The sequence below is a fragment of the Muriicola sp. Z0-33 genome (assembly GCF_026126425.1).
Taxonomy (GTDB): domain Bacteria; phylum Bacteroidota; class Bacteroidia; order Flavobacteriales; family Flavobacteriaceae; genus JAFMPW01.
In genome coordinates, this window is sequence record NZ_JAFMPW010000002.1 from 322,987 (window position 1) to 345,975 (window position 22,989).

Genomic DNA, 22,989 nt, shown 5'->3' on the forward strand with positions numbered 1-22,989 from the left:
TCTGAATTGCGAGCATTTTAGCTAATTTTGCAGCGTTAACATCCAAAGACACTGTTAAACAAGTATATAGGAATTAAGAAAGCAGTGTAGAAAAGTTATTTAGATCTTAATTTAATCAGCACCCTATTGGAAAAGAAAACTGCCAGATTATATTTTATTGACGCTATGCGGGCATGGGCAATTCTTATGATGCTACAGGGGCATTTTATAGACGGACTTCTGGACAACGCCTTTAGGGACCCTGCAAATAGCGCTTATGTGGTATGGAAATATTTTAGGGGTATTACTGCTCCCGTATTCTTTACGGTTTCCGGTTTTATTTTTACCTATCTGCTGATCAAGGTACCACAGCGGGGACTGGAAAACCCCAGGATAAAAAAAGGAGTCAAAAGAGGCTTACAACTTTTAGTAATTGCCTACCTGCTTCGGCTAAACCTGTTTGGGCTATTTAAAGGGGTAATATACAAATCGTTTTTTCTGGTAGATGTGCTGCATTGCATAGGTTTATCCATCCTGGCAATAATTGGGGTATATCTTTTGACCCATAACAGCAAGAAAATATATTTCCCGGTGAGCTTATTGGCGATTACTTTGGTTTTATTTCTTTTTGAGCCGGCTTATAAACAATGGGATTTAAGTTTTATGCCTGCTGCTCTTGCCAATTACATATCCAGGGCTAATGGTTCTGTATTTACAATTATTCCATGGTTGGGATATACCGCCTTTGGAGGATTTTTGGCAACCATCTTTACCCATTATAAAAATGCCAAAAACTTATACCATGCAGCTATTCCAATAACCGCAATTTCTGGTTTGGCCCTGATCTACTTCTCGTCCAGTTTTTTTGTGTCACTTTCAGAATGGAGTGGTATCGGATTATTCAAAGCCATTTATTCTAACAATTATCTGTTTATTCGCCTGGGTGATGTTTTGGTGGTCTTTGCCATATTTATGTTATTCCGTGAATATCTAAAGAACAAAACGTTTTTACGGACAGGCCAAAACACCTTATCTATTTATGTAATTCATTTTATTATCCTCTATGGTAGTTTTACAGGAATGGGGCTTTATTATTACTTCAATCATTCACTGAACCCCACGCTTGCCATTACAGGAGCCATTGGTTTTATGGTGCTATGTTCTTACCTGGCACTTTTATACGATACACATGAAGAGAAGATAAAAGCTAGCCTGAATATGGCGATAGGCGCTTTATGGCAATTAATAGCGCCTTTGTACCTTGCAATTCAGAGGGTATTAAAAAGTTCTTTTACCCGCTTGCTAAGGGCAATAGGAGTGGTCAAGAATTAATTCGCTACTACCGTCTAAATATGTAATGCCCGGTCCTCAGTTGCTGCAAGCGCAGCTTCTTTAACAGCCTCGGCATAGGTTGGATGCGCATGACTCATTCTGGCGATATCCTCAGCTGATGCCCTGAATTCCATAGCGGTTACCCCCTCGGCTATAAGATCTGCCACACGGGCCCCGACCATATGTACTCCCAGGACTTCATCCGTTTTGCTATCTGCCAAAATCTTTACAAACCCATCTATATCCATGCTCGCTCTGGACCTTCCAAGAGCTCGCATAGGAAATTGCCCTACTTTATAGCTGACTCCGGCTTCTTTAAGCTCTTCTTCTGTTTTGCCCACCGCAGCCACTTCTGGCCAGGTATAAACAACTCCGGGAATCAGGTTGTAATCTATATGTGGTTTCTGGCCGGCAAGTTGTTCTGCTACCAGACTACCTTCTTCTTCGGCCTTGTGTGCAAGCATTGCCCCCCTTACCACATCGCCTATAGCATAAATGTTTGGCGCTGTAGTCTGAAGGTGATCATTCACTTCTACCATGCCTCTTTCATCAATTTTTACACCGGCAGCTTCTGCATTAAGACCATCAGTATATGGGCGTCTGCCCACAGATACAAGACAATAATCTCCTGTAAATACAACTTCCTCACCCTTTTTATTATCTGCTTTAACTGTAATCTCGTTCCCCTTTCTTTCCACAGATTTTACTTTGTGTGAAAGGTGAAACTTAACCTTTTGTTTCTTCATCACCTTCATCAACTCTTTGGAGAGGGCCGCATCCATTGTGGGAATTATGCGATCCATGTACTCAATAACTGTCACTTCAGATCCAAGTCTCTTATATACCTGGCCAAGCTCTAAACCGATAACCCCTCCACCAATGACCATCATGTGTTTTGGAATCTCTTTTAGCTTTAGCGCCTCTGTTGAGGTGATAATACGTTCTTTATCAATTTTTATAAAAGGCAAGCTCGAAGGCTTGGACCCGGTGGCAATTATGGTATTTTTTGCCTCAATGGTCTTGGGCTTTCCCTTGCCCTTGGTAATATTTATATGGGTGGCATCTTTAAAACTCCCTACCCCTTCAAAGACATCAATTTTATTCTTATCCATCAGGAACTGAATACCCTTGGTGGTCTGATCTACCACAGCTTGTTTCCTGGAAATCATTTTCTCCAGATTTACCTTTACTTCTCCGGGAATCTCAATTCCGTGCTCTGCAAAATGCTTAATTGCTTCTTCATAATGATGGCTAGAATCCAGCAATGCCTTTGAAGGGATACATCCGACATTCAGACAGGTACCGCCAAGGGTACTGTATTTCTCAATAATTGCAGTTTTCATACCCAACTGGGCACAACGAATAGCTGCAACATAACCTCCAGGGCCGGAGCCTATAATTGCTACATCATATGAACTCATAATCTTGTATTTCTAGGTGTGGAAATCAAATGTATAATTTGATATTGATCTTAAGTACAAAAGTACGAATGTTTTGTCGTTGTACAAGCAGGCCTGCACATCCAAAACAGGGATTTGTGAAGCGGATTGGTCCTTTTTTACAGCGAAAGATGCAACATTATGAAAATACTGGAATCCTCATTTCCTTAGCACCCATAGCTTCCAGAAATTCTTTTACTTCCATAGCCTCTTCCCCTCCCTGGACAGCATGATGCAAAAGTGTAAACCCATGAGGCCCCAACGCATTAATTGTATTGGGAAAGGCATTTAACATGGGCTTTACTATTTCCATTTTCCCAAAAAGGCAGGCCGTAAAAATATTGGCCTGGGCGCCCTTATCCAAAAAATACTGCACAAGTTCTTTATGCCCTACATGGCTTGCTGCCCCCAATCCTGTTTCAAAGTCGCCATTTTTCCAATCGTGGGCCACATTAAGTAAGTTAGGATGCTCTTCCAACATCTCTTTTACCCTCTCTGTTTTCCCATGCGAAACCCTGACGAACTCTTGCACCACTGTTTTATTAAATGGTGCATCTTCCTGAGCCTTAAAGGCAAATAAAGGAGCGGCTGTCATGATTAATCCGGTACCTGTAGCGGCTTTAATAAACTGTTTTCTTTTCATCACTGCTGGTTTAGATAGAAAAGTACATAAATAGTGCAGATAGAAAAGGCTGTTTAACAAGATTTTAGGTGAAATCAGGAGCTATAGAAAAACAGCCGTACTGTTCTTCACCTCGTTTATAGCAAAAGAACTTTGAGTACTACCGATATTACTAATTGCTGTAAGCTTTGTTACCATAAAATCTCTGTATGCTTCCATATCTCTCACATGTATTTTCAAGATATAATCATAGTCCCCGCTGATATGATAACATTCTGCAACTTCTTCTAATTGCTGTACCTCTTTTTCGAATTGCAGCACATATTCCTTTATATGCTGACTCAGTTTAACATGGCAAAAGACTAAAAAGGCCTTATCCACTTTTTTACGATCCAATAATGCAACATAACCCGAAATTACTCCAGATTTCTCCAATCTCTTTATCCTTTCATATACGGCTGTTGTGGAAAGGTCTAGCTGATTGGCATACTCCTTAGTTGTTTTCTTGCTGTTTGCCTGTAATAATGACAGTAATTTTAAATCTGTGCTATCTAATTTCATAGTGAAATATTTTCATCAACTACCTAAAAATAATCCTATTTACTTATTTTAATACTGTAAATATACTTTATTATAGTTTTATTTTCTATATTAATCGTAATATATTGATATTTAATCTATAATGCTCTAATTTTGATGTTTAAATCAAGAGATATGCGTTATAAAGCTTCCGATAGTCTTCTAGACTTACAGTATTTTGGTGAATTTGGCGGGATTAACCCCTCCATTTCCGATTCTTCTACCTATACCTTCCTGTCTGCAAAAACGATGTTCGATACCTTTGAGGGCAATACCGAAGGCTGTTACCTTTACAGCAGACACTCCTCCCCTTCTAACCTCTACCTGGGAGAGGCGCTTGCAGCATTGGAAGGAACAGAATCTGCCAATGTATATGCCAGCGGAATGGGAGCCATAACCAGCGTTATTCTCCAAATGTGCGATGCCGGTGATCATATTGTGAGCAGCCGGACTATATATGGAGGCACGTATGCTTTTATGAAAAACTTCCTGAAAAAGTTCTCGATTAAAACGTCATTCGTTGATACCACTAAAATTGAGGCAGTTGAAAGTGCCATCACTTCAAATACAAAAATGATCTACTGTGAAGGTGTTAGTAATCCTTTGCTAGAAATAGCAGATATAAAAGCACTTTCACGACTTGCTAAAAAACACAATATTCCATTGGTTGTAGACAATACCTTTTCGCCTTTATCTATTGCCCCGGCAAAATTAGGGGCCGATGTGGTGATTCACAGCCTGACCAAGTTTATCAATGGAACAAGTGACTGTGTCGCCGGGGCTGTTTGTGGTACCACCGAGTTTTGTCTTAGCCTTAAAGATGTTAATAACGGAGCAGGAATGCTATTGGGAAGCACCTTAGACAGCATCCGGGCGGCTTCCATTCTAAAAAACATGAGAACCCTGCACATTCGCATGAAGAAACACAGTGAAAATGCTCAATACCTCGCCCAGAACTTTGAAAAGGACGGGCTTCGTGTGGTATACCCAGGAATCCCTTCACATCCTGGTCATACAATCATGAAAAACCAGATGACTTCAGAATACGGCTATGGAGGCATCATGACTATTGACGTTGGTAGCTTAAAGAATGCCAATGATTTGATGGAATTAATGCAGAAAAAAAACCTGGGGTATCTGGCGGTAAGCCTGGGCTTCTACAAAACCCTCTTTAGTGCTCCCGGCACTTCCACTTCTTCAGAAATTCCTTTGGAAGAACAACAGCAAATGGGCTTAACAGACGGCCTGATTAGATTTTCTATTGGCCTGGACAACGACATTCACCGTACTTACAAGACAATGAAAGAATGCATGTTACAACTGGGAATCCTGGAAGATCTCAAAGCTATGATCTAGGGGGGTGGCCTCTGGTTTGCACAACAGTATTCAAAATCGTAATATTACCAGCAAACTAATCCAAACCTTATGGCCGCCAAAAAAAAGAACCCGTTCAGACAGGACGAACATATTGTAGAGAATATTGAATTAAACATCTGGGAAGCACTTATCCCGGTTTTCGCCCTGGTAGGGATGTTGGCTTATAATGTGTATGTATTTGGAGATGATGCCATTGGGGGTTCTAACCAGTTTATTCTTTTAATGGGTGGCGCTGTAGCTGCCATCGTAGGGTTCTTTAATAAGGTCTCCTATAAACAAATGTTGGCAGAAGTAGCGGAAAATGTGAAATCTACCACAGGGGCTTTACTTATATTACTAATGGTAGGGGCGTTGGCAGGTACCTGGCTGGTAAGCGGAATTATACCGGCAATGATCTATTACGGCCTGCAAATATTGAATCCTACCATATTTTTGGGTGCCTGTGTAGTTATTTGCGCTATCATATCTATAGCTACAGGTAGCAGCTGGACTACCGCAGCAACCGTAGGTATTGCTTTAATAGGAATAGGAGATGCTCTTGGAATTTCTTTGGGAATGACTGCCGGAGCCGTTTTGTCTGGCGCCTATTTTGGTGATAAAATGTCGCCCCTTAGCGATACTACAAATTTAGCACCTGCCATGGCAGGCGGTGAACTTTTTGGACATATCCGCTATATGTCATTAACAACCATTCCTACAATTCTTGTTACCCTAACCGTATTTATCATAATTGGTTTAAATCTGGATACCAGTGGCGAGGCCGATACCGCAGCAATCTTGAGCTCCATAGATGCTACCTTCAATATTAACGGGTGGCTGTTTTTAGTGCCATTGGCTGTTATTTTGCTAATTGTAAAAAAAGCCCCTCCATTACTCGCTCTTTTAATAGGCACCTTATTGGGAGGTGTTTTTGCTCTTTTCTTTCAACCAGATATTGTGGCAGGTATTACAGGCGCTGATAGCCTGACATTTGAATCGGGATATAAAGGAATTTTAAATGCCATTACCATTAAAACAAATATCGCCACGGACAATCCTGCACTCAATGATCTGTTCTCAGCAAAAGGAATGGCGGGCATGCTGGGCACCATCTGGCTCATTGTTTGTGCCATGGTATTTGGTGGGATAATGGACGGGATTGGAGCTTTATCTCGTATCACTAAATCTTTACTGGCAATGGCCAAAACCACATTCGGACTCTTTGCCAGCACCGTAGGAAGTTGCCTCGCGCTTAACATTACGGCTTCAGACCAGTACCTCGCCATTGTTGTGCCGGGTAAAATGTTTTCAAAAGCCTATGAAGACAGGGGATTAGCCCCTGAAAATTTAAGCCGAACTCTGGAAGATTCGGGAACCGTAACCTCGGTGCTTATACCCTGGAACACTTGTGGCGCCTACCATAGCGGAGTACTAGGGGTTAGTGTGGCAGATTATATGTTCTATGCCATATTTAATTGGTTAAGCCCTATTACCACATTAGTCTTTGCCGGCCTCGGAATTAAAATAAAGCAACTGACAAGTAAATCGGCATAAATTTCACCCTTACAAAAGCCGATGTAAAAAGCACAAAGTTTTCGTCCCTAAGTATGCGATTACCCTTTTAATTTTTTAATTTCACACAGAATTTAAAACACTAAAAATGGCTACTGTAACCCTGGGGGGCACTCCTGTTAATACCATTGGCAACTTGCCAGCTGTAGGAAGTGAAGCTCCATCTTTTAAATTAACCAGAGACAACCTGTCTTCCGCGTCTTTCACAGATTTTGCAGGGAAGAAACTGGTGCTTAATATATTTCCGAGTGTAGACACCGGTACTTGTTCAAATTCTGTAAGGCAGTTCAATAAGAGGGCGGCTGAATTAAATAATACTGAGGTATTGTGTATATCGCGTGATCTCCCTTTTGCCCAGGCAAGGTTTTGCGGAGCAGAGGGAATAGACAAAGTGCATATGCTTTCTGATTTTAAAGACCATAAGTTTGGAAAAGACTATGGGGTGGAATTCACCGATGGCGGATTCCAGTCCTTGCTCTCCAGATCTGTAGTGGTCATAGACGAGCATGGAAAAGTAATATATACAGAACAAGTAGGAGAAATCGGAGATGAGCCCAACTACGATAATGCCATAGAAGCGCTTAAAAATGGCTAAGGAAAGCTTTCTTAAAAACCGTGTTAAAAGTATAGGTTTTGCAATGCGCGGAGCATTGTTACTGGTCAGAACAGAGGGCAGCATTAAAATTCAGGTGTTTATAATGTTGCTGATGACCGCTGCCGGATTTTATTTCGATATTTCGAACACAGAGTGGATACTGCAAATCTTTGCATTTGCTCTTGTACTGGGCATTGAAGGATTAAACACTGCAGTTGAAAAACTTTCAGATTTTGTGCAACCCGAATTTGATCATAAGATAGGTTTTATAAAAGATATTTCTGCCGGAGCTGTGATGATGGTATCCATTGCCGCTGCCATTATTGGCCTGATAATTTATCTTCCTAAAATCTTTTAAGATCGATGTCCTGAACTTATCCTTCCTAAATTTGTATTTTTACCCCAAAGTATAGCACTGTTTAATGGCCAAGAAAAGAAAAAAGTCGACCCGTACAACTTCAAAAAAAGGGGGGTCCTTAAAACTTTCAAAACAGAATAAGATTATCCTGGGCAGCCTTTTGGTAGTGGTTAGCCTTGCCCTGTTCTTTTCTTTTATCTCATTCTACTTCACATGGCAGGATGATCAGAGTACGCTTTCAGAATTTGCCAATAGAAATGAAGAGGCCAAAAATCTGCTGAACAAATTTGGGGCAAGTGTCAGTCATTTTTTTATGTATAAGGGCTTTGGCCTTGCTTCTTTTATATTCCCTTTTTTATTATGTCTTACCGGGCTATACCTTTTCCTTGGAATAGACAGAAAGGGACTTTGGAATAAATGGATCTGGGGACTCATCTTCCTTATCTGGACCTCTATCGCTTTTGGCTTTTTTGCTTTTAGCCAACCGCTTCTGGGTGGCCTGGTAGGTTATGAAATGAACGATTTCCTTCAGGACTATACCGGTAAAATTGGAGTGCTGCTCCTACTTCTTTTTGGACTGATCGTAATTTTGGTCCGGCTGTTTAAATTTAGTCCCGAAGCTATTGGAGCGTATCTCAGAACGAAGAGTAAGGCGATTAAAACCGACTTCAAAACCAAACAAGAGGTGAAGACAGCTGAGACAGTTGTGCTTCCCGTAGAAGAAGAAACCCCAATTGTAATAGACACCTATACCCACAAAGAAGATATTCCTCCATTAGAGCCGGAAACCACCAAAGAGAAACCCAAAGGCAAAACCAAAGAGGTGGCCAGGGAAGATCCTATTAAAATGGAGGTTGAAAGCATTAAGGAAGAAAAGGAAGAGAAGGATGTTTTAGCAGATAAATTAGTTGAGGATTTTGGGGAATTCGACCCTACCCTGGAATTAGGCAATTATAAATTTCCCCATCTGGATCTTCTGGACCCACACGGATCTACCGGCGGCATCACTATTAACCAGGAAGAACTGGAAGAGAACAAAAACAGGATTGTTAACACCCTGAAAAACTATAAAATTGGAATTGCTCAGATAAAGGCAACCATAGGGCCTACGGTTACCTTATATGAAATTGTACCCGAGGCCGGGGTTCGTATTTCCAAGATAAAAAACCTGGAAGACGATATTGCCTTGTCCCTTGCGGCATTGGGCATAAGGATCATAGCACCAATCCCGGGAAAAGGGACTATAGGAATAGAGGTACCTAACAAGAATGCCAGTACGGTATCTATGCGGTCTGTCATAGCCGCGACAAAATTTCAAAAAGCCGAAATGGAGTTGCCAATCGCCTTTGGCAAAACCATTAGCAATGAAACCTTTGTTGTGGACCTTGCCAAGATGCCGCATCTGCTTATGGCTGGTGCCACAGGGCAGGGTAAATCTGTTGGCCTGAATGCGGTTCTGACTTCATTACTGTATAAAAAGCACCCTGCAGAGGTAAAGTTTATCCTTGTTGATCCTAAAAAGGTAGAATTAACCTTGTACAATAAGATTGAAAGGCATTTTCTGGCCAAATTACCCGATTCGGAAGAGGCGATAATAACTGATAACACCAAGGTGATACATACGTTGAACTCGCTTTGTATAGAAATGGACAATAGGTATGAATTACTGAAACTGGCCATGGTCCGTAACATTAAGGAATACAACGTAAAATTTAAATCGCGTAAACTAAACCCAAATGACGGACATAAATTCTTGCCGTATATCGTTTTGGTGATCGATGAGTTTGCCGATCTTATAATGACCGCGGGGAAAGAAGTGGAAACTCCGATTGCCCGTCTTGCTCAATTGGCAAGGGCCATTGGTATACATCTTATAATTGCAACACAAAGGCCCTCGGTTAATGTTATTACAGGAATAATTAAAGCTAATTTCCCTGCCAGAATTGCTTTTAGGGTTACTTCTAAAATAGATTCACGGACCATTCTTGACTCTCAGGGAGCCGATCAGTTGATTGGCCGCGGAGATATGTTGTTTACCCAGGGTAACGATGTCACCAGAATTCAATGTGCCTTTGTAGATACCCCTGAGGTTGCCAAAATTACCGAATATATTGGGTCGCAACGGGCTTATCCGGAAGCACATCTTTTGCCTGAGTACTCTGGTGAAGATTCTGGCACAGCTCTTGATTATGCAATAGAGGACAGAGATAGCATGTTCAGGGATGCTGCCGAAGTTGTGGTTACTGCCCAGCAGGGTTCTGCCTCACTGATACAGAGAAAATTAAAACTTGGATACAACAGAGCAGGTAGAATTATAGATCAGTTAGAGGCAGCAGGCATTGTAGGGCCTTTTGAAGGAAGTAAAGCAAGGCAAGTACTTGTTTCCGATATGTACGCCCTGGAACAACTCTTAAGTAATGAAGGTAAATAGTTATTTTTGCCCCAATGAAAGTGGTTTTTACCACTTAGTGATGAGATGAGATGAAATTAATTAGACAACAAAGCAAAATGAAACGTATAGTACTTCTTTTTTTATTTACCATAGCCAGTAGCCTGGTTTCGGCCCAAAGTACTGATAAGGCTAAAGCCTTGCTAGACGAGGTTTACGAGAAGGTGCAAAGTTATGGCAACATTTATGTCGCTTTTAAATTTGAATTGCAAAATACGGAAGCTGACATCAACACAGAAACCAGAGGGGATGTTACATTGGCCGGGGATAAATACCTCTTTAATTCCCTGGGCGCTCAGCAGATGTATGATGGTAATAAAGTGTATACTATTGTACCCGAAAATGAGGAAGTAACCATAGAAGACAAATCTGAGGATGAGAATGCTATGACGCCTTCTAAATTACTTACTTTTTACAAGCAAGGACATAATTATGACTGGGATATCCTGCAGAATGTACAGGGGAGAAAAATACAGTTTGTAAAACTAACTCCTATTGATACTAATTCCGAAATTGCCTCAAGGCTGCTGGGGATAGATATTGAAACCAAGCATATTTACAAGCTTATTGAAACGGGGAAGAATGGCACCAAGACTACGATTACTGTTAATTCTTTTAAAACAGATCAGCCATTGTCAAAAACCTTATTTACTTTTGATGAGAATAAGTACCAGAACGATGGTTACTACATCATAAGAAATTAGCCATTTGCGTATATTAGATACTTATATATTAAGACGGTTTCTACTCAATTTTTTCAGTTCGTTTGTAATATTGATGTTTATTTTCATATTTCAGACGATATGGCTTTTCATTGACGATTTTGCAGGGAAAGGTCTTGACATTGTAATTATTGGCAAGTTCCTCTTTTACCTGATGCCCAATCTTACAGAAAAAGTTTTACCGCTGACCGTATTACTCTCCTCTATCCTTACTTTTGGGGCTTTTGCTGAGAATTATGAATTTGCCGCAATGAAGGCTTCGGGCATTTCACTTCAAAGGTCTATGCTTAGCCTTATATTTTTTGTGACCATTCTTGGCGGAGTTACTTTTTATTTTGCCAATAATGTTATCCCTGCTTCGGAACAAAAAATCTACAACCTCCGAAAAAACATCGCCACTGTAAAACCTGCAGCGGTAATTGAAGAAGGCGTTTTTAGTGATTTTGAAGGCATGAATATCAAAGTGGATAATAAACACGGAGAAAATGACCGCTTTCTGGATAAGGTCATTATTCATGAAAAATCGCACCTTCAAAAAAACAACAAGGTGATCAAAGCTAAAAAGGGCGAACTTATTAGTAGCGAGGGCTCCGAAATTATTTCGCTTGTGCTTACCGACGGTCATTATTATGAAGATATTATACCTAAGGGGAAAGAGGGCAAGCGGAATTTCCCATTTGCAAGGGCCAATTTTGAGAGTTATACCAGGAACATTCTGGTGCCGGAGAACGACCAGGATCTTGAAGAAGAGCGGAATGTGAGAACGGATAAAATGAAAAACATAGCCCGCCTCACAAAAGATATCGACTCTCTTAAAAGGGGAAATGTAAACGTAGTCCGTGCCTTCTCTAAAAACATCGCTAACAGAATGGGAGTCTTTGTACCCCTTATGGCCAAGGATACCATGGCGGAAAAGAAAAGCAAATCAATAAAGTTAGATTCGCTGATAACTCCCATGACAAAGAATACCGCTGTTGCACAAGCTGATACTGCTAAAGCTACTCAAAAGGTACAAATAGAAGCGATTCCGGAAAAGGAACCCCCTACAGATATAGCAGGTGTTCTGGATTTATATCAGCAATGGCAGCGGGTGCAAATTTTAAATTCGGCCAATAATTCCGTTTCCTCCATACTAAATTCGGTCAATGGCAAAAAAGATGAATTAGATCGGCGCTATAAGATTACCAATATGCATATCTTGTCTTTGCACAAGAAATTTGCCCTGGCCTTTTCCTGTATCATCCTGTTTTTTGTCGGGGCACCCCTGGGAGCAATTATAAGAAAAGGGGGGCTTGGACTTCCAATGGTCATAGCCATAGTGCTATTTTTAGCTTACTATTTTCTGGGAGTGTTTGCTGGTAACTACGCCAAGGAAGGAAATATTCATCCTATCGCAGGAGCATGGCTATCTACCTTAATAATGTTACCTTTGGGGATCTTTTTAACGAGGAGGGCAACTGCAGACAGAGGGTTAACCAGTTTCGGGCATATAATAGATTTTTTCAAAGACCTCTTTAAAAAGAAAACTAAAGAAAGTGCAATATGATTGCAAAGATGGAAGAGAAAATTCAATTGAATACTGTTGAAGAAGCCATAGCAGATATCAAAAATGGCAAGGTTATCATTGTAGTGGATGATGAGAACCGGGAGAATGAAGGAGATTTTATAGCCGCCGCTGAAATGGTGAGTCCGGAAATGATCAATTTCATGTCCAGACACGGCCGGGGATTAATTTGTGCCCCACTTACCGAGGAACGCTGCGAACAATTAGAGTTAAGCATGATGGTAGAAAACAACACTGTCTTGCATCATACACAATTTACAGTTTCTGTAGATCTTATAGGCCAGGGTTGTACTACCGGGATATCTGTTCATGACCGTGCAAAAACCATCAAAGCACTGGTAGATCCACAGACCAAACCATTTAATTTAGGGAGGCCGGGACATATTTTTCCCTTACGTGCAAGAAACGGAGGTGTATTGCGCAGAACCGGACATACCGAGGCTGCTGTGGATTTTGCAAGATTAGCGGGTTTTGAACCTGCCGGAATCCTTGTAGAAATCCTTAACGAAGACGGCACCATGGCGCGTTTACCACATCTGGTGGAGGTGGCAAAGAAGTTCGATCTTAAATTGGTTTCTATTGAAGACCTTGTTGCCTATCGTATGCGGCACGATAGCCTGATTGTGAAAAAGGAATCTTTTGAGGTCGAGACGAGATTTGGTGAATTTACCCTCCATGCCTATCAGCAAACCACTAATGACCAGGTACATCTGGCACTAACCAAAGGGAATTGGAAGTTAGATGACCCAGTACTTACCAGGATTAATTCTACTTTGGTGAATAATGATATTCTGGGAACACTTACCCACAATGCCGACAAGAAGTTAGACGATATGTTCCGATTACTGAACAAAGAAGGTAAAGGCGCAATTGTTTTTATCAACCAGCAAAGTGAATCTTTTAATCTGTTGAAACGAATTACCGGTTTAAGGGAGAACCAGGCTAAAGGAATTATGAAGGCTCCTAAAATTGCTATGGATGCCAAGGACTTTGGTATCGGGGCACAAATTCTACACGATCTCAATATTAGCAAAATGAGGCTGATGACCAACACCCAACAGACCAAACGCGTTGGAATTATTGGTTATGGATTAGAAATTGTTGACTATCTATCTTATTAGAGGATTTCTTTTAAAACCTTTGCCATATCGGCAGCTCTTTTTTGAATTTCCTCTGCTGACCATCCTAATTTAATCAGACAGGAGATATTTCTACCGACCCAATGATCCGATTTGGAGAAATTGGATGCGCTGTAATCTGGCAAACCTTCAACCACTTCCTTGCTTAAAGGCCCCAGGCTGGTTAATTTTTTAAGGTGATCCCATTTGGTATGGTAGTGCCAATTATTATCGAACCAATAGAAACAACCATCGATACCCGCTGAACCTAAAGCCAATTGGGCCGCTTTGGCCTTTTGGGCAGAAGGCAGATAAAAACTTAAAAAAGAGTAATTTTCTACCCCTTTCTCCGGCACGCTTCTGAAGGTTATTTCCGGGATGCTGCTCAGGGCTTCTCTTATAATTGTATAATGCCTTTTTTGAATCTCCAGAAAATCGTCTAATCTGGATATTTGCGCCAGACCAACCGCCGCATTCAATTCGGAAATCCTGTAATTATATCCAAGAAACGGGTGGCCTTCTGCTCCTCTGTCATTGCCGATATGGTCATGACCATGATCCGAATAATGGTCAGCATTCTGATAAAATTCTGTATTGTTGGTGATAAGTGCGCCCCCTTCACCACAGGTAATGGTTTTTACATAATCGAACGAGAAACACCCCATGTCTCCATAACTGCCCAGAGGTTTCCCATCATAACTCCCGCCGATAGCCTGGCAGGCATCTTCTATCAGCAATAGACTGTGTTTGCTACACAGCTGTTTCAGTGATTCAAGATCTGCCATGGAACCGCACATATGTACTGGCATCACCGCTTTTGTCCTTGTTGTTATTGCATTTTCCACTGCATCCGGATCCAGGGTAAGGGTGTCATCAACATCTGCCAAAACAGGAATGGCCCCAAGGGCCAGGACGGCTTCAAAACTTGCAACGAAAGTAAATGTGGGTAATATTACCTCATCCCCTGCTCCTATCCCTGCACTTGCAAGCCCCACGGTGAGTGCGGCCGTGCCGCTGCTAAGTAGTTGGGCGTGCTCTACCTGCATCCTTTCCTCTAATTTCTTTTCCAAATCGAGAGCTTTCCATTGCCCGTTGCGCATACCATCAAAACCATAACGCATTAGTACTCCTGTGTCTAGCACCTGTTGTACCTCTGCCTTTTCTTTTTCACCAAATAATTCAAATCCCGGCATACTACTAATTGTTTATTGCTAATTGATAATTGCTAATTGATAATTGCTAATTGATAATTGCTAATTGTAAAAGAGTTAGTCTATTTCGATGACGCTGTCTTGTATATTTCTCCTTACTTTTTTAAGCCCGGAAAACATATCATCCTCTGCCCTGTAACCCACAGGCATCACTAAAACGGAATTTAAACCCTTTTCCTTTAATCCAAGTAATTCATCGTATGCAGCAGGGATAAAACCTTCCATCGGGCAGGAATCTATTTTCTCCACAGCGCAGATGGTGAGTAAATTCCCCATAGCCAGATAGGCTTGGTTCTTGGCCCACTGATATATTTGTCCGGAATCCATATTTTCAAAATTATTGAGCATAGCTTCTTTAAAAGGGTTAAGTATCTCATCACTGGTTCCCCTAATTTGCTTAACCCGCTCAAAATAACTGCTGATGTATTTAGCATCTATGCTGTCTTCTATACAAAATATTAAAAGATGGGATGCCTGCGCTACCTGTTGTTGGTCCCACGAATGCGCTACTAATTGTTTTTGCAAATTCTTGTTGCTAACCACAACCATCTTGATAGGCTGTAAACCATAAGAGGTAGCAGTAAGGTTAAAGGCATTTTTTAGTTTCTGGATTTTCTCGTTAGATAGGATGCTGTTTTCATCAAATTTTTTGACCGCATAGCGCCATTCCAGATATTCGATTATATTTTCCATTTATAGCTATCACATTTTAGATTTACTATTGCCGCGGCAATAGTATTTATATACAGATACATATTTGTTAGATGGCCCAATGACCCCTAATTAAAGAACCAGAGCTTAACAGACATGATCACCACCATTACCACCAAAAAGGTTTTTATAAAACCATCGCCCTTATTCACCGAAATCCTGCTGGCCAGCCAGGCACCAATACCGTTGCCTATGGCCAGAATTAAACCCACTTCCCAAATTACCTTATCGTTTAATACAAAAACAGTCAGGGCCGCAAGGCTATAGATCAGGACCACGGCTACCTTGGTAGCATTAGACCTTACCAGGGTCATTTGGTTGACGTAGTGCAAAAATAGGATAATAATAAAGCCCAGGCCAGCGTTGATAAAACCACCGTAGATTCCAAAGAAAAAGAAGGCAATGATCCCTATCCACAGGCGTTTCCCTGTGATTTTCTCCTGTAGTTCTTCCATCCTGATTTTAGGCTTAAAAATAATGATCAGTACCACTACAATCATTATGATGGCCAATATCCTGTTAAAGGTCTCCCCCTTTATGTCTACTGCAATATATGCTCCCAGGATGGCCCCAAAAAGGGCAGAAATTCCTAAGTAGAGATTAAACGGAAAGGTTGAAACCCCTTTACTCCTGAAACCGGCCGTTCCCATAATATTCTGGATGACCACCGCTACCCTGTTGGTACCGTTGGCCACACTGGGGGGTAGCCCAAGGAAAATAAGGACGGGCAGTGAAATTAAGGACCCACCACCAGCTACGGTATTAATAAAACCCACTGCAAACCCTACAACAACTAAGAGTAAATAATGGTACCATTCTTCCATTAAACAAAAATACGGGTCCTGATCAAAATATCGACTTTTAGATGCAATTAATAGTCAATCCTTGGTGGGAATAAAAAAAGGGTTATATATTTGCATCCGGTTTGAGGAGAAATTTAGATATCCCGCCCTAGGCGGGATTAATTCAACTTGAACTTTTTTAATTCTTTAACTAACAAAAGAAGTTAGTTTCATTAAGGAGGAATGGCAGAGTGGTCGAATGCACTGGTCTTGAAAACCAGCGAGGGTCACACCTCCGGGGGTTCGAATCCCTCTTCCTCCGCTTAGAGCAAAGCTCGATTTCTGAAAGAAATCGGGCTTTTTCTTTTTGCGAACATCAAAAGCTTGATTTTGTTAGGTGCAGAAAGAAAAAGGCCCAAAGCTACGGTAGTAGCTTCGAGCTTTATTGTAAGGAGTGCGAGGCCCAGGGATCACAAGCGTAGCGAGTAATCCCTCTTCCTCCACAATCAAGCGCAACTTTTAACGCGGCTTGAAATAATAAAATCCCATCAAGCTCGCTTGTTTGGGATTTTTGTTTTTAAGACGTTAATCCTGCAAGGATTTAAAGTTGCATTTGCAGCATGTGGTATGAGGGAACACCGAAGGTACTCCCTCTTCCTCCGCAAAAGAAAACCCGCAATGAAAATTGCGGGGTTTTGGGACGTGTAATTAGAATAAAATAGTGCAATATCCGTTAAGGTTGTAATATATATTCTTAAATCTTATTTATTATGAAACCTACAAACAATTTCTTTGCAATTATAATTTTTAGCGTGGCTATAATCTTTGCATCGTGTAGTAATGATGATAATGACACCATGGCCCAGGTTAGGGTCAATGGATCTGTACTCTTTGACAATGGAGACGATTTTAATGGTGATGTGGACGGGGATTTCACAGGAAACGGAGGTAGTGCTTCACGCACCTTTATTTGGTTGAACAATTTAAGCCGGGCCGATTATAATGCCGACATTACAGCAACTGCCGAAGGGACTTTCAACATTTTAGTATTGGATGCTGATGGCAATTCCGTATTGAACAGGTCGCTTAACGGCGCCACCGAACCGGATTCATTTTCAGGTGTAACCGACCGAGGAACCTCCGGGGTATGGTCTGTCACCATAACGCTTGAGTCCTTCAATGGGGATGGAAGTTTCTCAATGAGCGAGGGAGACTAAATCTAAAAGAGAATTTTAATACCCTAAATAGAAAAAAGCCCTTCAAAGGGCTTTTTTTTAGTAAGAATACACAAATAAAGAGAGTCATTCCAAATCTTGTAATATTTTATACCACTTGCAAACGTCGTATACCTCAGAATCAACTACAAATCTCATCTCCCAAAATTTCCCTTTTTATCCTTTATATTTGGAAAACAATGATCAGTATGTTCTTGGTTCCAGGACTGAAGCACATTGATAGCTAAAAACAGGTCATGAGCTTAAAAATTATCGGTGCTGGTTTTGGTAGAACCGGAACAATGTCTACCTATACAGCATTGAATGCACTTGGATTTCCATCATATCATCTGGCTGAAGTGCTCTTAAACAAAGAGAACAAAACTCATCTTGACTTTTGGAATCGGGTGGCTAATGCCCCAGCAGGACAGCAGCACAATTGGAGTGAAGTATTTGCAAATTACACGGCTACGGTAGATAATCCAGGTTGTTGCGATTGGCGAGAATTGCTCGAGGCATATCCAGATGCCAAAGTGGTGCTAACTCTTCATCCCCGGAGACCTGAGGCGTGGTATAAGAGTACCATAGATACCATCTATTTTACAGAAAACCGTTGGCAATTCAAATTTTTTGCATTAATAACACCTTTTGCTAAGAAGATGCGTAATATGTCTTCCCAATTAATTTGGCAACGCTCCCATAAAGGGACAATGAATGATAAGGCAGCGGCCATTGCCCGTTACGCCGAACATATAGAAGAAGTGAAATCGGCTGTTTCTGCTGACAAACTTCTGATTTTTACAGTAGATCAGGGATGGGAGCCATTATGTAAATTCTTGGGTGTTGAAGCCCCAACGACCGAATTTCCCAATGTCAATGATCGGGCTGAAGTTAAAAAGACAATTGCAGATATCACAAAGGGAGCTTATTTGTTTTTAGCTATTGGTGCATTTATGCTTATAGCAATACTATATAGTTTAATTCATTTTTTTGCCTGAAGCAAAAAGAACGCTATAAGGAAAATCATAGCAAGCACTCGGGAACAGATGTTCCAAACATAATGTGGGATTCAGCAGAAACCGAAATGTGTTTGAGTTAGCTCCTATAGGGGGCAGGCAAGCTACAAGAGACAAAGACAAACCATTATACCCATGCTAAAATTTTTCCGTCACATTCGTCAAAACCTCCTCACTGAAAACAAATTCAGCAAATACCTGCTATATGCCTTTGGTGAGATTGCACTGGTTGTAATTGGAATATTGATTGCTCTCAGCATCAATAACTGGAACGAATCACGACAAAAAAAAGAGGTTTTAAACAATATTTATGGCATTGTTGCTGAAGATATCAAGAAAGATGCTTCTGAAGTTGCTATGGTGCTAAACTTCATGAAGGAAAGAAAAAAACTCTTTGAAAAAATATTGAATGACTCATTACAACTAAAAGACATAGAAGAAAATGAGTTTGTCTTTTCAATTCTGACAGACGTAAGAGTATTAAGTATAGAAAAAAGGGGCTATAATTTGCTACGTAATTTCGAAAATAATGCTGAAAGTAAAAATGATTCATTGGCATTTAAAATTATTAATTTTTATGCGAGTTCCATTTTCTTTGCTGAAAAAGTAGAGACCATAATTATTGATGACCTTATTAAAACAAATGATCTCTGGAAGTCTAATGATTGGTATTCTAATATCATGCAGAATAAAAGAGATGAGCAGTTTATAAATTATATGCTTACCAGTAAAGAATTCAAAAACTTATGCGCTTTTCGATATAGTATCTTTTATGAAAATTATATGCTTACCATAGAGCAGTATAGAGATCGTAGTCAGAGAATATTAGAAGATATCAAAGCTTATTTGGATAATAATTCTTAAGAACCCATGCTAAAATTCTTTGGTAGAAACCGTCAAAAAGCCCTCCCCTACTTGGAGGGGATCCCCGGGAAGACAACTCGGGAAGATAAGAATAAAAAATTATGATAAAATTTTTCCGTCGCATTCGTCAAAAACTGCTCTCTGAAAACAAATTCAGTAAGTACCTGTTATATGCCATTGGGGAAATTTTTCTTGTAGTCATTGGAATTTTAATTGCATTATCTATCAATAATTGGAATGTAGACAGAATTCAAAAAAATACGGTACAGGATCATTTAAAAAGTCTTGCAAAAGCCATTGAACATGATATCCGTGAACAAAATATATCAATGGAGTTCAATGAATTTCGATTCCATTCCTGGCAGTATTTATTAAGGAAGTCAGGAATTCCCACCGATACTCTGCCAGATATACCAAGGCCAGATACTTTTATAGTAAAAGTTTGGACTAAGCCACATCCCGATGAATTGGATAAGGAATACATAGATACAAGCATGGATCAGATTAATAACACTTTTTTAGGTATGTTCTTCAACTATTCTGCCATCAATGAAATTAATAACCTGGCAATATTATCCGATATGAATAACGATTCCCTTAAAGTGAAAATCAATGAATATTACTATCATCTGGATTGGAAATTTGGAGAGCAATCAATCAATTATAAATATAAATTCGCAGAAGACTTAAAGAACTATTTACGGGATAAACATAACATTTCCTGCAGTTACCCCCCGGAACCAAAACAAATATTCGATGTTATCAGGGAAGATGAGAAAGTTGTGATTATGATCAAAGATTTAATAAAAGAGGTAAATAAGCATTATTGGGACGCCCGGGAAGTGCAAAAAATGGGGAGGGAATTGCTTAAGATGATTAATAAAGATTTAAAAAAGGGGAAATGATAAAATTCTTTCGGCGCATTCGTCAAAGACTGCTCTCTGAAAACAAATTCAGTAAGTACCTGCTTTATGCTGTTGGCGAGATTACATTGGTCATGATCGGTATTTTGTTGGCTCTTCAGGTGAACAATTGGAATGAAGAGCGAAAAGAAAACATCACTGAACAAAATTTGCTTCATGCATTGCATGAAGATCTTCTAATCAACATTGATCGTTTAAATGCCAGTATTTCCTTGGAGCAACGAAGTATTAAACAGGCAAATTATATTGTTAAGCACCTGGATGAAAGAAAACCCTATTCCCCTTCTTTGGATATAGTTTTTGCACAAGCACTTTACTCACCCGATATCATAATTTCGAAATCGAGCTATGAATCCATTAGATCAATAGGATTTGATATTATACATACAGATGCACTACAGCGAGGTATTATTAACTTATTCGACATGGAATATGCCCAATTAATTGCCGAGACTGTGCGATTAGAAAATCAGTTTTGGCCCTCCTCCGTACTTCCTATGGTACACAAGCATTTTCGAGAGACAGAATACCGCAAACACACACCGATAAATTACGAGGATTTGATGGAGGACACCACCTATAAGAACATGCTGATGCATAGAATACATTTTAGAAGACTCGCTTTGGAATTAAAAACCAAGGCTTTGTATCATACCGAAGAATTAGTTGAAATGATAGAAAAATCATTAGAAACAATATAAAAAGGTTGACCATTTACGGAAAAAATCCTCCCGGAGCCGTCTGTTTAACAAGGAGGTCTATCTATATACTTGCGCAATATCCAGTCTATTTATTACAATATCAAACAATTAGCTTACCTTTAAAGAGGAGCACTTAATTAGATACAATAGTGCTCCAGTAATTATATCCCCCGACTTAATTCTTAAATGCAACCACATGAGACCAATCCGCCATTTACTGGTGATTCTTTTATTTCCCTTCTTTTTGATTACTATGGCATGTAAGGAAAAAGTTCCAAAACCTAACCCCGCATTGGCCTTTATAGAACTCCAGAGAGGAGAACTGCTGCTTTGTGGCAGCGGACAATTTGGGGAGGTAGATTTCTCCCTCAATTGTGATTATGATGTGCGCGATGCCTTTAATCTTGCCGTATCCCTCTTACATTCCTTTGAATATGACGAAGCCGAAAAAGCTTTTGTAAAGGTTATCGATGCCGATCCGGATTGTGCCATGGCCTACTGGGGAGTGGCCATGAGTATCTATCATGCGCTATGGAGTGCTCCAGAATCAAAAGATTTGGAGAAAGGCGCCTTTGTTCTTGAAATGGCAGAACCACTCTCTAAAACCGCTAAAGAACAAGATTACCTAAATGCTATAGGGGCCTATTATAAAGATTGGAAAACCATAGATCATAAAACCAGGGCTTTTTTGATGGAGCAAAAAATGGAGGAGATTTATCAAAAGTATCCCGATGATACCGAGGCTGCTATTTTTTATGCCCTCGCCCTGAAATCAACCGCCGACCCTGGAGATAAAATGCATACTAATGAAAGAAAAGCCGGTAAAATATTAGAAGCCATTTTTCCGGACAAACCCAACCATCCGGGAATTGCCCATTATATAATACATAATTATGATAATCCGGAATTGGCCCCAATGGCACTAACTACTGCAAGGAGATATGCAGACATTGCCCCCAACTCTGCACACGCACAGCACATGCCCTCCCATATATTTACGAGATTGGGATTATGGGAAGAGTCTATACAATCTAACATTCGGTCGGCCTCCGCTGCCCAATGCTATGCCGAGTCTAGTGGTAATGAAGGCCATTGGACCAGCGAAATACATGCCCTGGATTATCTGCTATACGCTTATTTACAACAGGGAAATACCGAAATGGCCAAAGAGCAATACAATTATGTAAAAGGCATAAAAAAAGTATGGGGGAACAATGCAACTGTCTCGTACCCATTTGCGGCCATCCCGGCAAGAATGGCTTTGGAAAATAAGGATTGGGACATGGCCGCAACACTTGAAACTCCGATAACGGAATTCGACTGGAAGAAATTTCCCTGGGAAAAATCTATTTTACATTTTACCAGGGCCCTTGGTTCGGCGAATAAAGGAGATCTGGATACGGCTCAAAATGAACTGGCTATCCTTAAAACACTGCAACAAGAACTTGTACAACTAGAAGACGAATACAAAGCCAAGCAAGTGATGGTTCAACTGAAGGCTTCGGAAGCCTGGATAGCCCTCGCCATGGGTAACCGTGAAAAAGCGAGAAACCTAATGTTAGCATCTGCAGCTTTAGAGGATACCACCGAAAAACATCCTGTAACTCCCGGGGAAGTAGTACCAGCCAACGAACTCCTTGGAGATTTGTTATTGGCTATTGACAAACCAAAGGAGGCGCTGGATGCCTACGAAAAGAGTTTAAAGAGAACTCCCAACAGATTTAATGGCCTTTATGGCGCGGCCAATGCATCCATACAATCTGGTGATCTGGAAAAAGCAAAAGTGTATTTTGAAAAATTACTGGAAATGACTGCGAACTCCAACAGTGATAGGCCAGAAGTTACTGAAGCAAAAATGTTTATTTCAAAAAGCATTAGCTAA

Annotated in this window: 21 protein-coding genes and 1 tRNA gene; 16 read left to right on the forward strand and 6 right to left on the reverse strand. The window is 40.5% G+C overall.

Annotation, left to right across the window (positions count from 1 at the left end):
- Positions 1-126 precede the first annotated feature (126 nt).
- Positions 127-1,311, forward strand: coding sequence for a DUF1624 domain-containing protein (locus tag J1G40_RS04305; protein ID WP_265241296.1), 1,185 nt, complete (start codon positions 127-129; stop codon positions 1,309-1,311).
- 14 nt (positions 1,312-1,325) lie between these two features.
- On the opposite strand, the gene lpdA is transcribed toward J1G40_RS04305, so the two are convergent.
- From lpdA to J1G40_RS04320, 3 genes are all read right to left on the reverse strand, one after another.
- On the reverse strand, positions 1,326-2,732 hold the full coding sequence (lpdA, locus tag J1G40_RS04310; RefSeq protein ID WP_265241298.1) for a dihydrolipoyl dehydrogenase: 1,407 nt from the start codon (positions 2,730-2,732) through the stop codon (positions 1,326-1,328).
- Positions 2,733-2,889: 157 nt separating this feature from the next.
- Entirely contained in the window at positions 2,890-3,393 is a 504-nt protein-coding gene (locus J1G40_RS04315; RefSeq protein ID WP_265241300.1) for an ankyrin repeat domain-containing protein, read from the reverse strand.
- Positions 3,394-3,474: 81 nt separating this feature from the next.
- Positions 3,475-3,933, reverse strand: a complete 459-nt coding sequence (locus J1G40_RS04320; protein WP_265241301.1) for an Lrp/AsnC family transcriptional regulator — start codon at positions 3,931-3,933, stop codon at positions 3,475-3,477.
- 153 nt (positions 3,934-4,086) lie between these two features.
- On the opposite strand from J1G40_RS04320, the gene J1G40_RS04325 reads away from it, so the two are divergent.
- The 8 genes from J1G40_RS04325 to ribB all read left to right on the forward strand — a co-directional run bounded on the left by J1G40_RS04325 (position 4,087) and on the right by ribB (position 13,688).
- On the forward strand, positions 4,087-5,307 hold the full coding sequence (locus J1G40_RS04325) for a trans-sulfuration enzyme family protein (protein WP_265241302.1): 1,221 nt from the start codon (positions 4,087-4,089) through the stop codon (positions 5,305-5,307).
- Positions 5,308-5,376: 69 nt separating this feature from the next.
- Positions 5,377-6,861, forward strand: a complete 1,485-nt coding sequence (gene nhaC / locus J1G40_RS04330) for a Na+/H+ antiporter NhaC (protein ID WP_265241304.1) — start codon at positions 5,377-5,379, stop codon at positions 6,859-6,861.
- A 106-nt stretch (positions 6,862-6,967) separates the two neighbouring features.
- Complete coding sequence (gene tpx, locus J1G40_RS04335; RefSeq protein WP_265241307.1) at positions 6,968-7,474, forward strand: thiol peroxidase; 507 nt, start codon at positions 6,968-6,970, stop codon at positions 7,472-7,474.
- Positions 7,467-7,832, forward strand: coding sequence for a diacylglycerol kinase family protein (locus J1G40_RS04340; RefSeq protein ID WP_265241309.1), 366 nt, complete (start codon positions 7,467-7,469; stop codon positions 7,830-7,832). Before tpx ends, J1G40_RS04340 begins: the two co-directional genes overlap by 8 nt.
- Before the next feature lie 64 nt (positions 7,833-7,896).
- On the forward strand, positions 7,897-10,263 hold the full coding sequence (locus J1G40_RS04345; protein ID WP_265241311.1) for a DNA translocase FtsK: 2,367 nt from the start codon (positions 7,897-7,899) through the stop codon (positions 10,261-10,263).
- A 77-nt stretch (positions 10,264-10,340) separates the two neighbouring features.
- Entirely contained in the window at positions 10,341-10,985 is a 645-nt protein-coding gene (locus tag J1G40_RS04350; RefSeq protein ID WP_265241313.1) for a LolA family protein, read from the forward strand.
- Positions 10,986-11,058: 73 nt separating this feature from the next.
- Positions 11,059-12,549 (forward strand): LptF/LptG family permease, encoded by a 1,491-nt coding sequence (locus tag J1G40_RS04355; protein ID WP_414855657.1) that lies wholly within the window; start codon positions 11,059-11,061, stop codon positions 12,547-12,549.
- On the forward strand, positions 12,546-13,688 hold the full coding sequence (gene ribB, locus J1G40_RS04360) for a 3,4-dihydroxy-2-butanone-4-phosphate synthase (RefSeq protein WP_265241314.1): 1,143 nt from the start codon (positions 12,546-12,548) through the stop codon (positions 13,686-13,688). The genes J1G40_RS04355 and ribB overlap by 4 nt, the downstream gene beginning before the upstream one ends.
- On the opposite strand, the gene J1G40_RS04365 is transcribed toward ribB, so the two are convergent.
- The 3 genes from J1G40_RS04365 to J1G40_RS04375 form a co-directional block, all read right to left on the reverse strand.
- Positions 13,685-14,878, reverse strand: a complete 1,194-nt coding sequence (locus J1G40_RS04365) for a DegT/DnrJ/EryC1/StrS family aminotransferase (RefSeq protein ID WP_265241315.1) — start codon at positions 14,876-14,878, stop codon at positions 13,685-13,687. The two genes, ribB and J1G40_RS04365, sit on opposite strands and share 4 nt — an antisense overlap.
- Positions 14,879-14,953: 75 nt before the next feature.
- Positions 14,954-15,589 (reverse strand): NAD(P)H-dependent oxidoreductase, encoded by a 636-nt coding sequence (locus tag J1G40_RS04370; RefSeq protein WP_265241318.1) that lies wholly within the window; start codon positions 15,587-15,589, stop codon positions 14,954-14,956.
- Positions 15,590-15,675: 86 nt separating this feature from the next.
- Entirely contained in the window at positions 15,676-16,431 is a 756-nt protein-coding gene (locus tag J1G40_RS04375) for a sulfite exporter TauE/SafE family protein (protein ID WP_265241319.1), read from the reverse strand.
- A 195-nt stretch (positions 16,432-16,626) separates the two neighbouring features.
- On the opposite strand from J1G40_RS04375, the gene J1G40_RS04380 reads away from it, so the two are divergent.
- From J1G40_RS04380 to J1G40_RS04410, 7 genes are all read left to right on the forward strand, one after another.
- A tRNA-Ser gene (locus tag J1G40_RS04380) sits at positions 16,627-16,711 on the forward strand.
- A 448-nt stretch (positions 16,712-17,159) separates the two neighbouring features.
- Positions 17,160-17,606: a hypothetical protein gene (locus J1G40_RS04385; RefSeq protein WP_265241321.1), complete on the forward strand. Its 447-nt coding sequence runs from the start codon at positions 17,160-17,162 to the stop codon at positions 17,604-17,606.
- A gap of 254 nt (positions 17,607-17,860) precedes the next feature.
- The gene (locus J1G40_RS04390; RefSeq protein ID WP_265241322.1) at positions 17,861-18,601 is read left to right on the forward strand and encodes a sulfotransferase family protein; all 741 of its coding nucleotides are present in this window, start codon (positions 17,861-17,863) and stop codon (positions 18,599-18,601) included.
- A gap of 153 nt (positions 18,602-18,754) precedes the next feature.
- A complete protein-coding gene (locus J1G40_RS04395) occupies positions 18,755-19,483 on the forward strand; it encodes a DUF6090 family protein (RefSeq protein ID WP_265241323.1) in 729 nt (242 codons plus the stop codon).
- A 101-nt stretch (positions 19,484-19,584) separates the two neighbouring features.
- Positions 19,585-20,388 carry a hypothetical protein gene (locus J1G40_RS04400; protein ID WP_265241325.1) on the forward strand — a complete coding sequence of 268 codons (804 nt, stop codon included), beginning with the start codon at positions 19,585-19,587 and terminating at the stop codon, positions 20,386-20,388.
- A complete protein-coding gene (locus J1G40_RS04405; protein WP_265241327.1) occupies positions 20,385-21,107 on the forward strand; it encodes a DUF6090 family protein in 723 nt (240 codons plus the stop codon). Before J1G40_RS04400 ends, J1G40_RS04405 begins: the two co-directional genes overlap by 4 nt.
- A gap of 196 nt (positions 21,108-21,303) precedes the next feature.
- The gene (locus J1G40_RS04410; protein WP_265241329.1) at positions 21,304-22,989 is read left to right on the forward strand and encodes a tetratricopeptide repeat protein; all 1,686 of its coding nucleotides are present in this window, start codon (positions 21,304-21,306) and stop codon (positions 22,987-22,989) included.

Coding starts and splice junctions, on each gene's coding strand:
- J1G40_RS04385 (WP_265241321.1), top strand. CDS start 17,160: ATGAAACCTACAAACAATTTCTTTGCAATTATAATTTTTAGCGTGGCT.
- J1G40_RS04395 (WP_265241323.1), top strand. CDS start 18,755: ATGCTAAAATTTTTCCGTCACATTCGTCAAAACCTCCTCACTGAAAAC.
- J1G40_RS04405 (WP_265241327.1), top strand. CDS start 20,385: ATGATAAAATTCTTTCGGCGCATTCGTCAAAGACTGCTCTCTGAAAAC.
- ribB (WP_265241314.1), top strand. CDS start 12,546: ATGATTGCAAAGATGGAAGAGAAAATTCAATTGAATACTGTTGAAGAA.
- J1G40_RS04350 (WP_265241313.1), top strand. CDS start 10,341: ATGAAACGTATAGTACTTCTTTTTTTATTTACCATAGCCAGTAGCCTG.
- J1G40_RS04365 (WP_265241315.1), bottom strand. CDS start 14,878: ATGCCGGGATTTGAATTATTTGGTGAAAAAGAAAAGGCAGAGGTACAA.
- J1G40_RS04325 (WP_265241302.1), top strand. CDS start 4,087: ATGCGTTATAAAGCTTCCGATAGTCTTCTAGACTTACAGTATTTTGGT.
- nhaC (WP_265241304.1), top strand. CDS start 5,377: ATGGCCGCCAAAAAAAAGAACCCGTTCAGACAGGACGAACATATTGTA.
- J1G40_RS04390 (WP_265241322.1), top strand. CDS start 17,861: ATGAGCTTAAAAATTATCGGTGCTGGTTTTGGTAGAACCGGAACAATG.
- tpx (WP_265241307.1), top strand. CDS start 6,968: ATGGCTACTGTAACCCTGGGGGGCACTCCTGTTAATACCATTGGCAAC.
- J1G40_RS04410 (WP_265241329.1), top strand. CDS start 21,304: ATGAGACCAATCCGCCATTTACTGGTGATTCTTTTATTTCCCTTCTTT.
- J1G40_RS04370 (WP_265241318.1), bottom strand. CDS start 15,589: ATGGAAAATATAATCGAATATCTGGAATGGCGCTATGCGGTCAAAAAA.
- J1G40_RS04375 (WP_265241319.1), bottom strand. CDS start 16,431: ATGGAAGAATGGTACCATTATTTACTCTTAGTTGTTGTAGGGTTTGCA.
- lpdA (WP_265241298.1), bottom strand. CDS start 2,732: ATGAGTTCATATGATGTAGCAATTATAGGCTCCGGCCCTGGAGGTTAT.
- J1G40_RS04355 (WP_414855657.1), top strand. CDS start 11,059: ATGTTTATTTTCATATTTCAGACGATATGGCTTTTCATTGACGATTTT.
- J1G40_RS04400 (WP_265241325.1), top strand. CDS start 19,585: ATGATAAAATTTTTCCGTCGCATTCGTCAAAAACTGCTCTCTGAAAAC.
- J1G40_RS04320 (WP_265241301.1), bottom strand. CDS start 3,933: ATGAAATTAGATAGCACAGATTTAAAATTACTGTCATTATTACAGGCA.
- J1G40_RS04315 (WP_265241300.1), bottom strand. CDS start 3,393: ATGAAAAGAAAACAGTTTATTAAAGCCGCTACAGGTACCGGATTAATC.
- J1G40_RS04345 (WP_265241311.1), top strand. CDS start 7,897: ATGGCCAAGAAAAGAAAAAAGTCGACCCGTACAACTTCAAAAAAAGGG.
- J1G40_RS04340 (WP_265241309.1), top strand. CDS start 7,467: ATGGCTAAGGAAAGCTTTCTTAAAAACCGTGTTAAAAGTATAGGTTTT.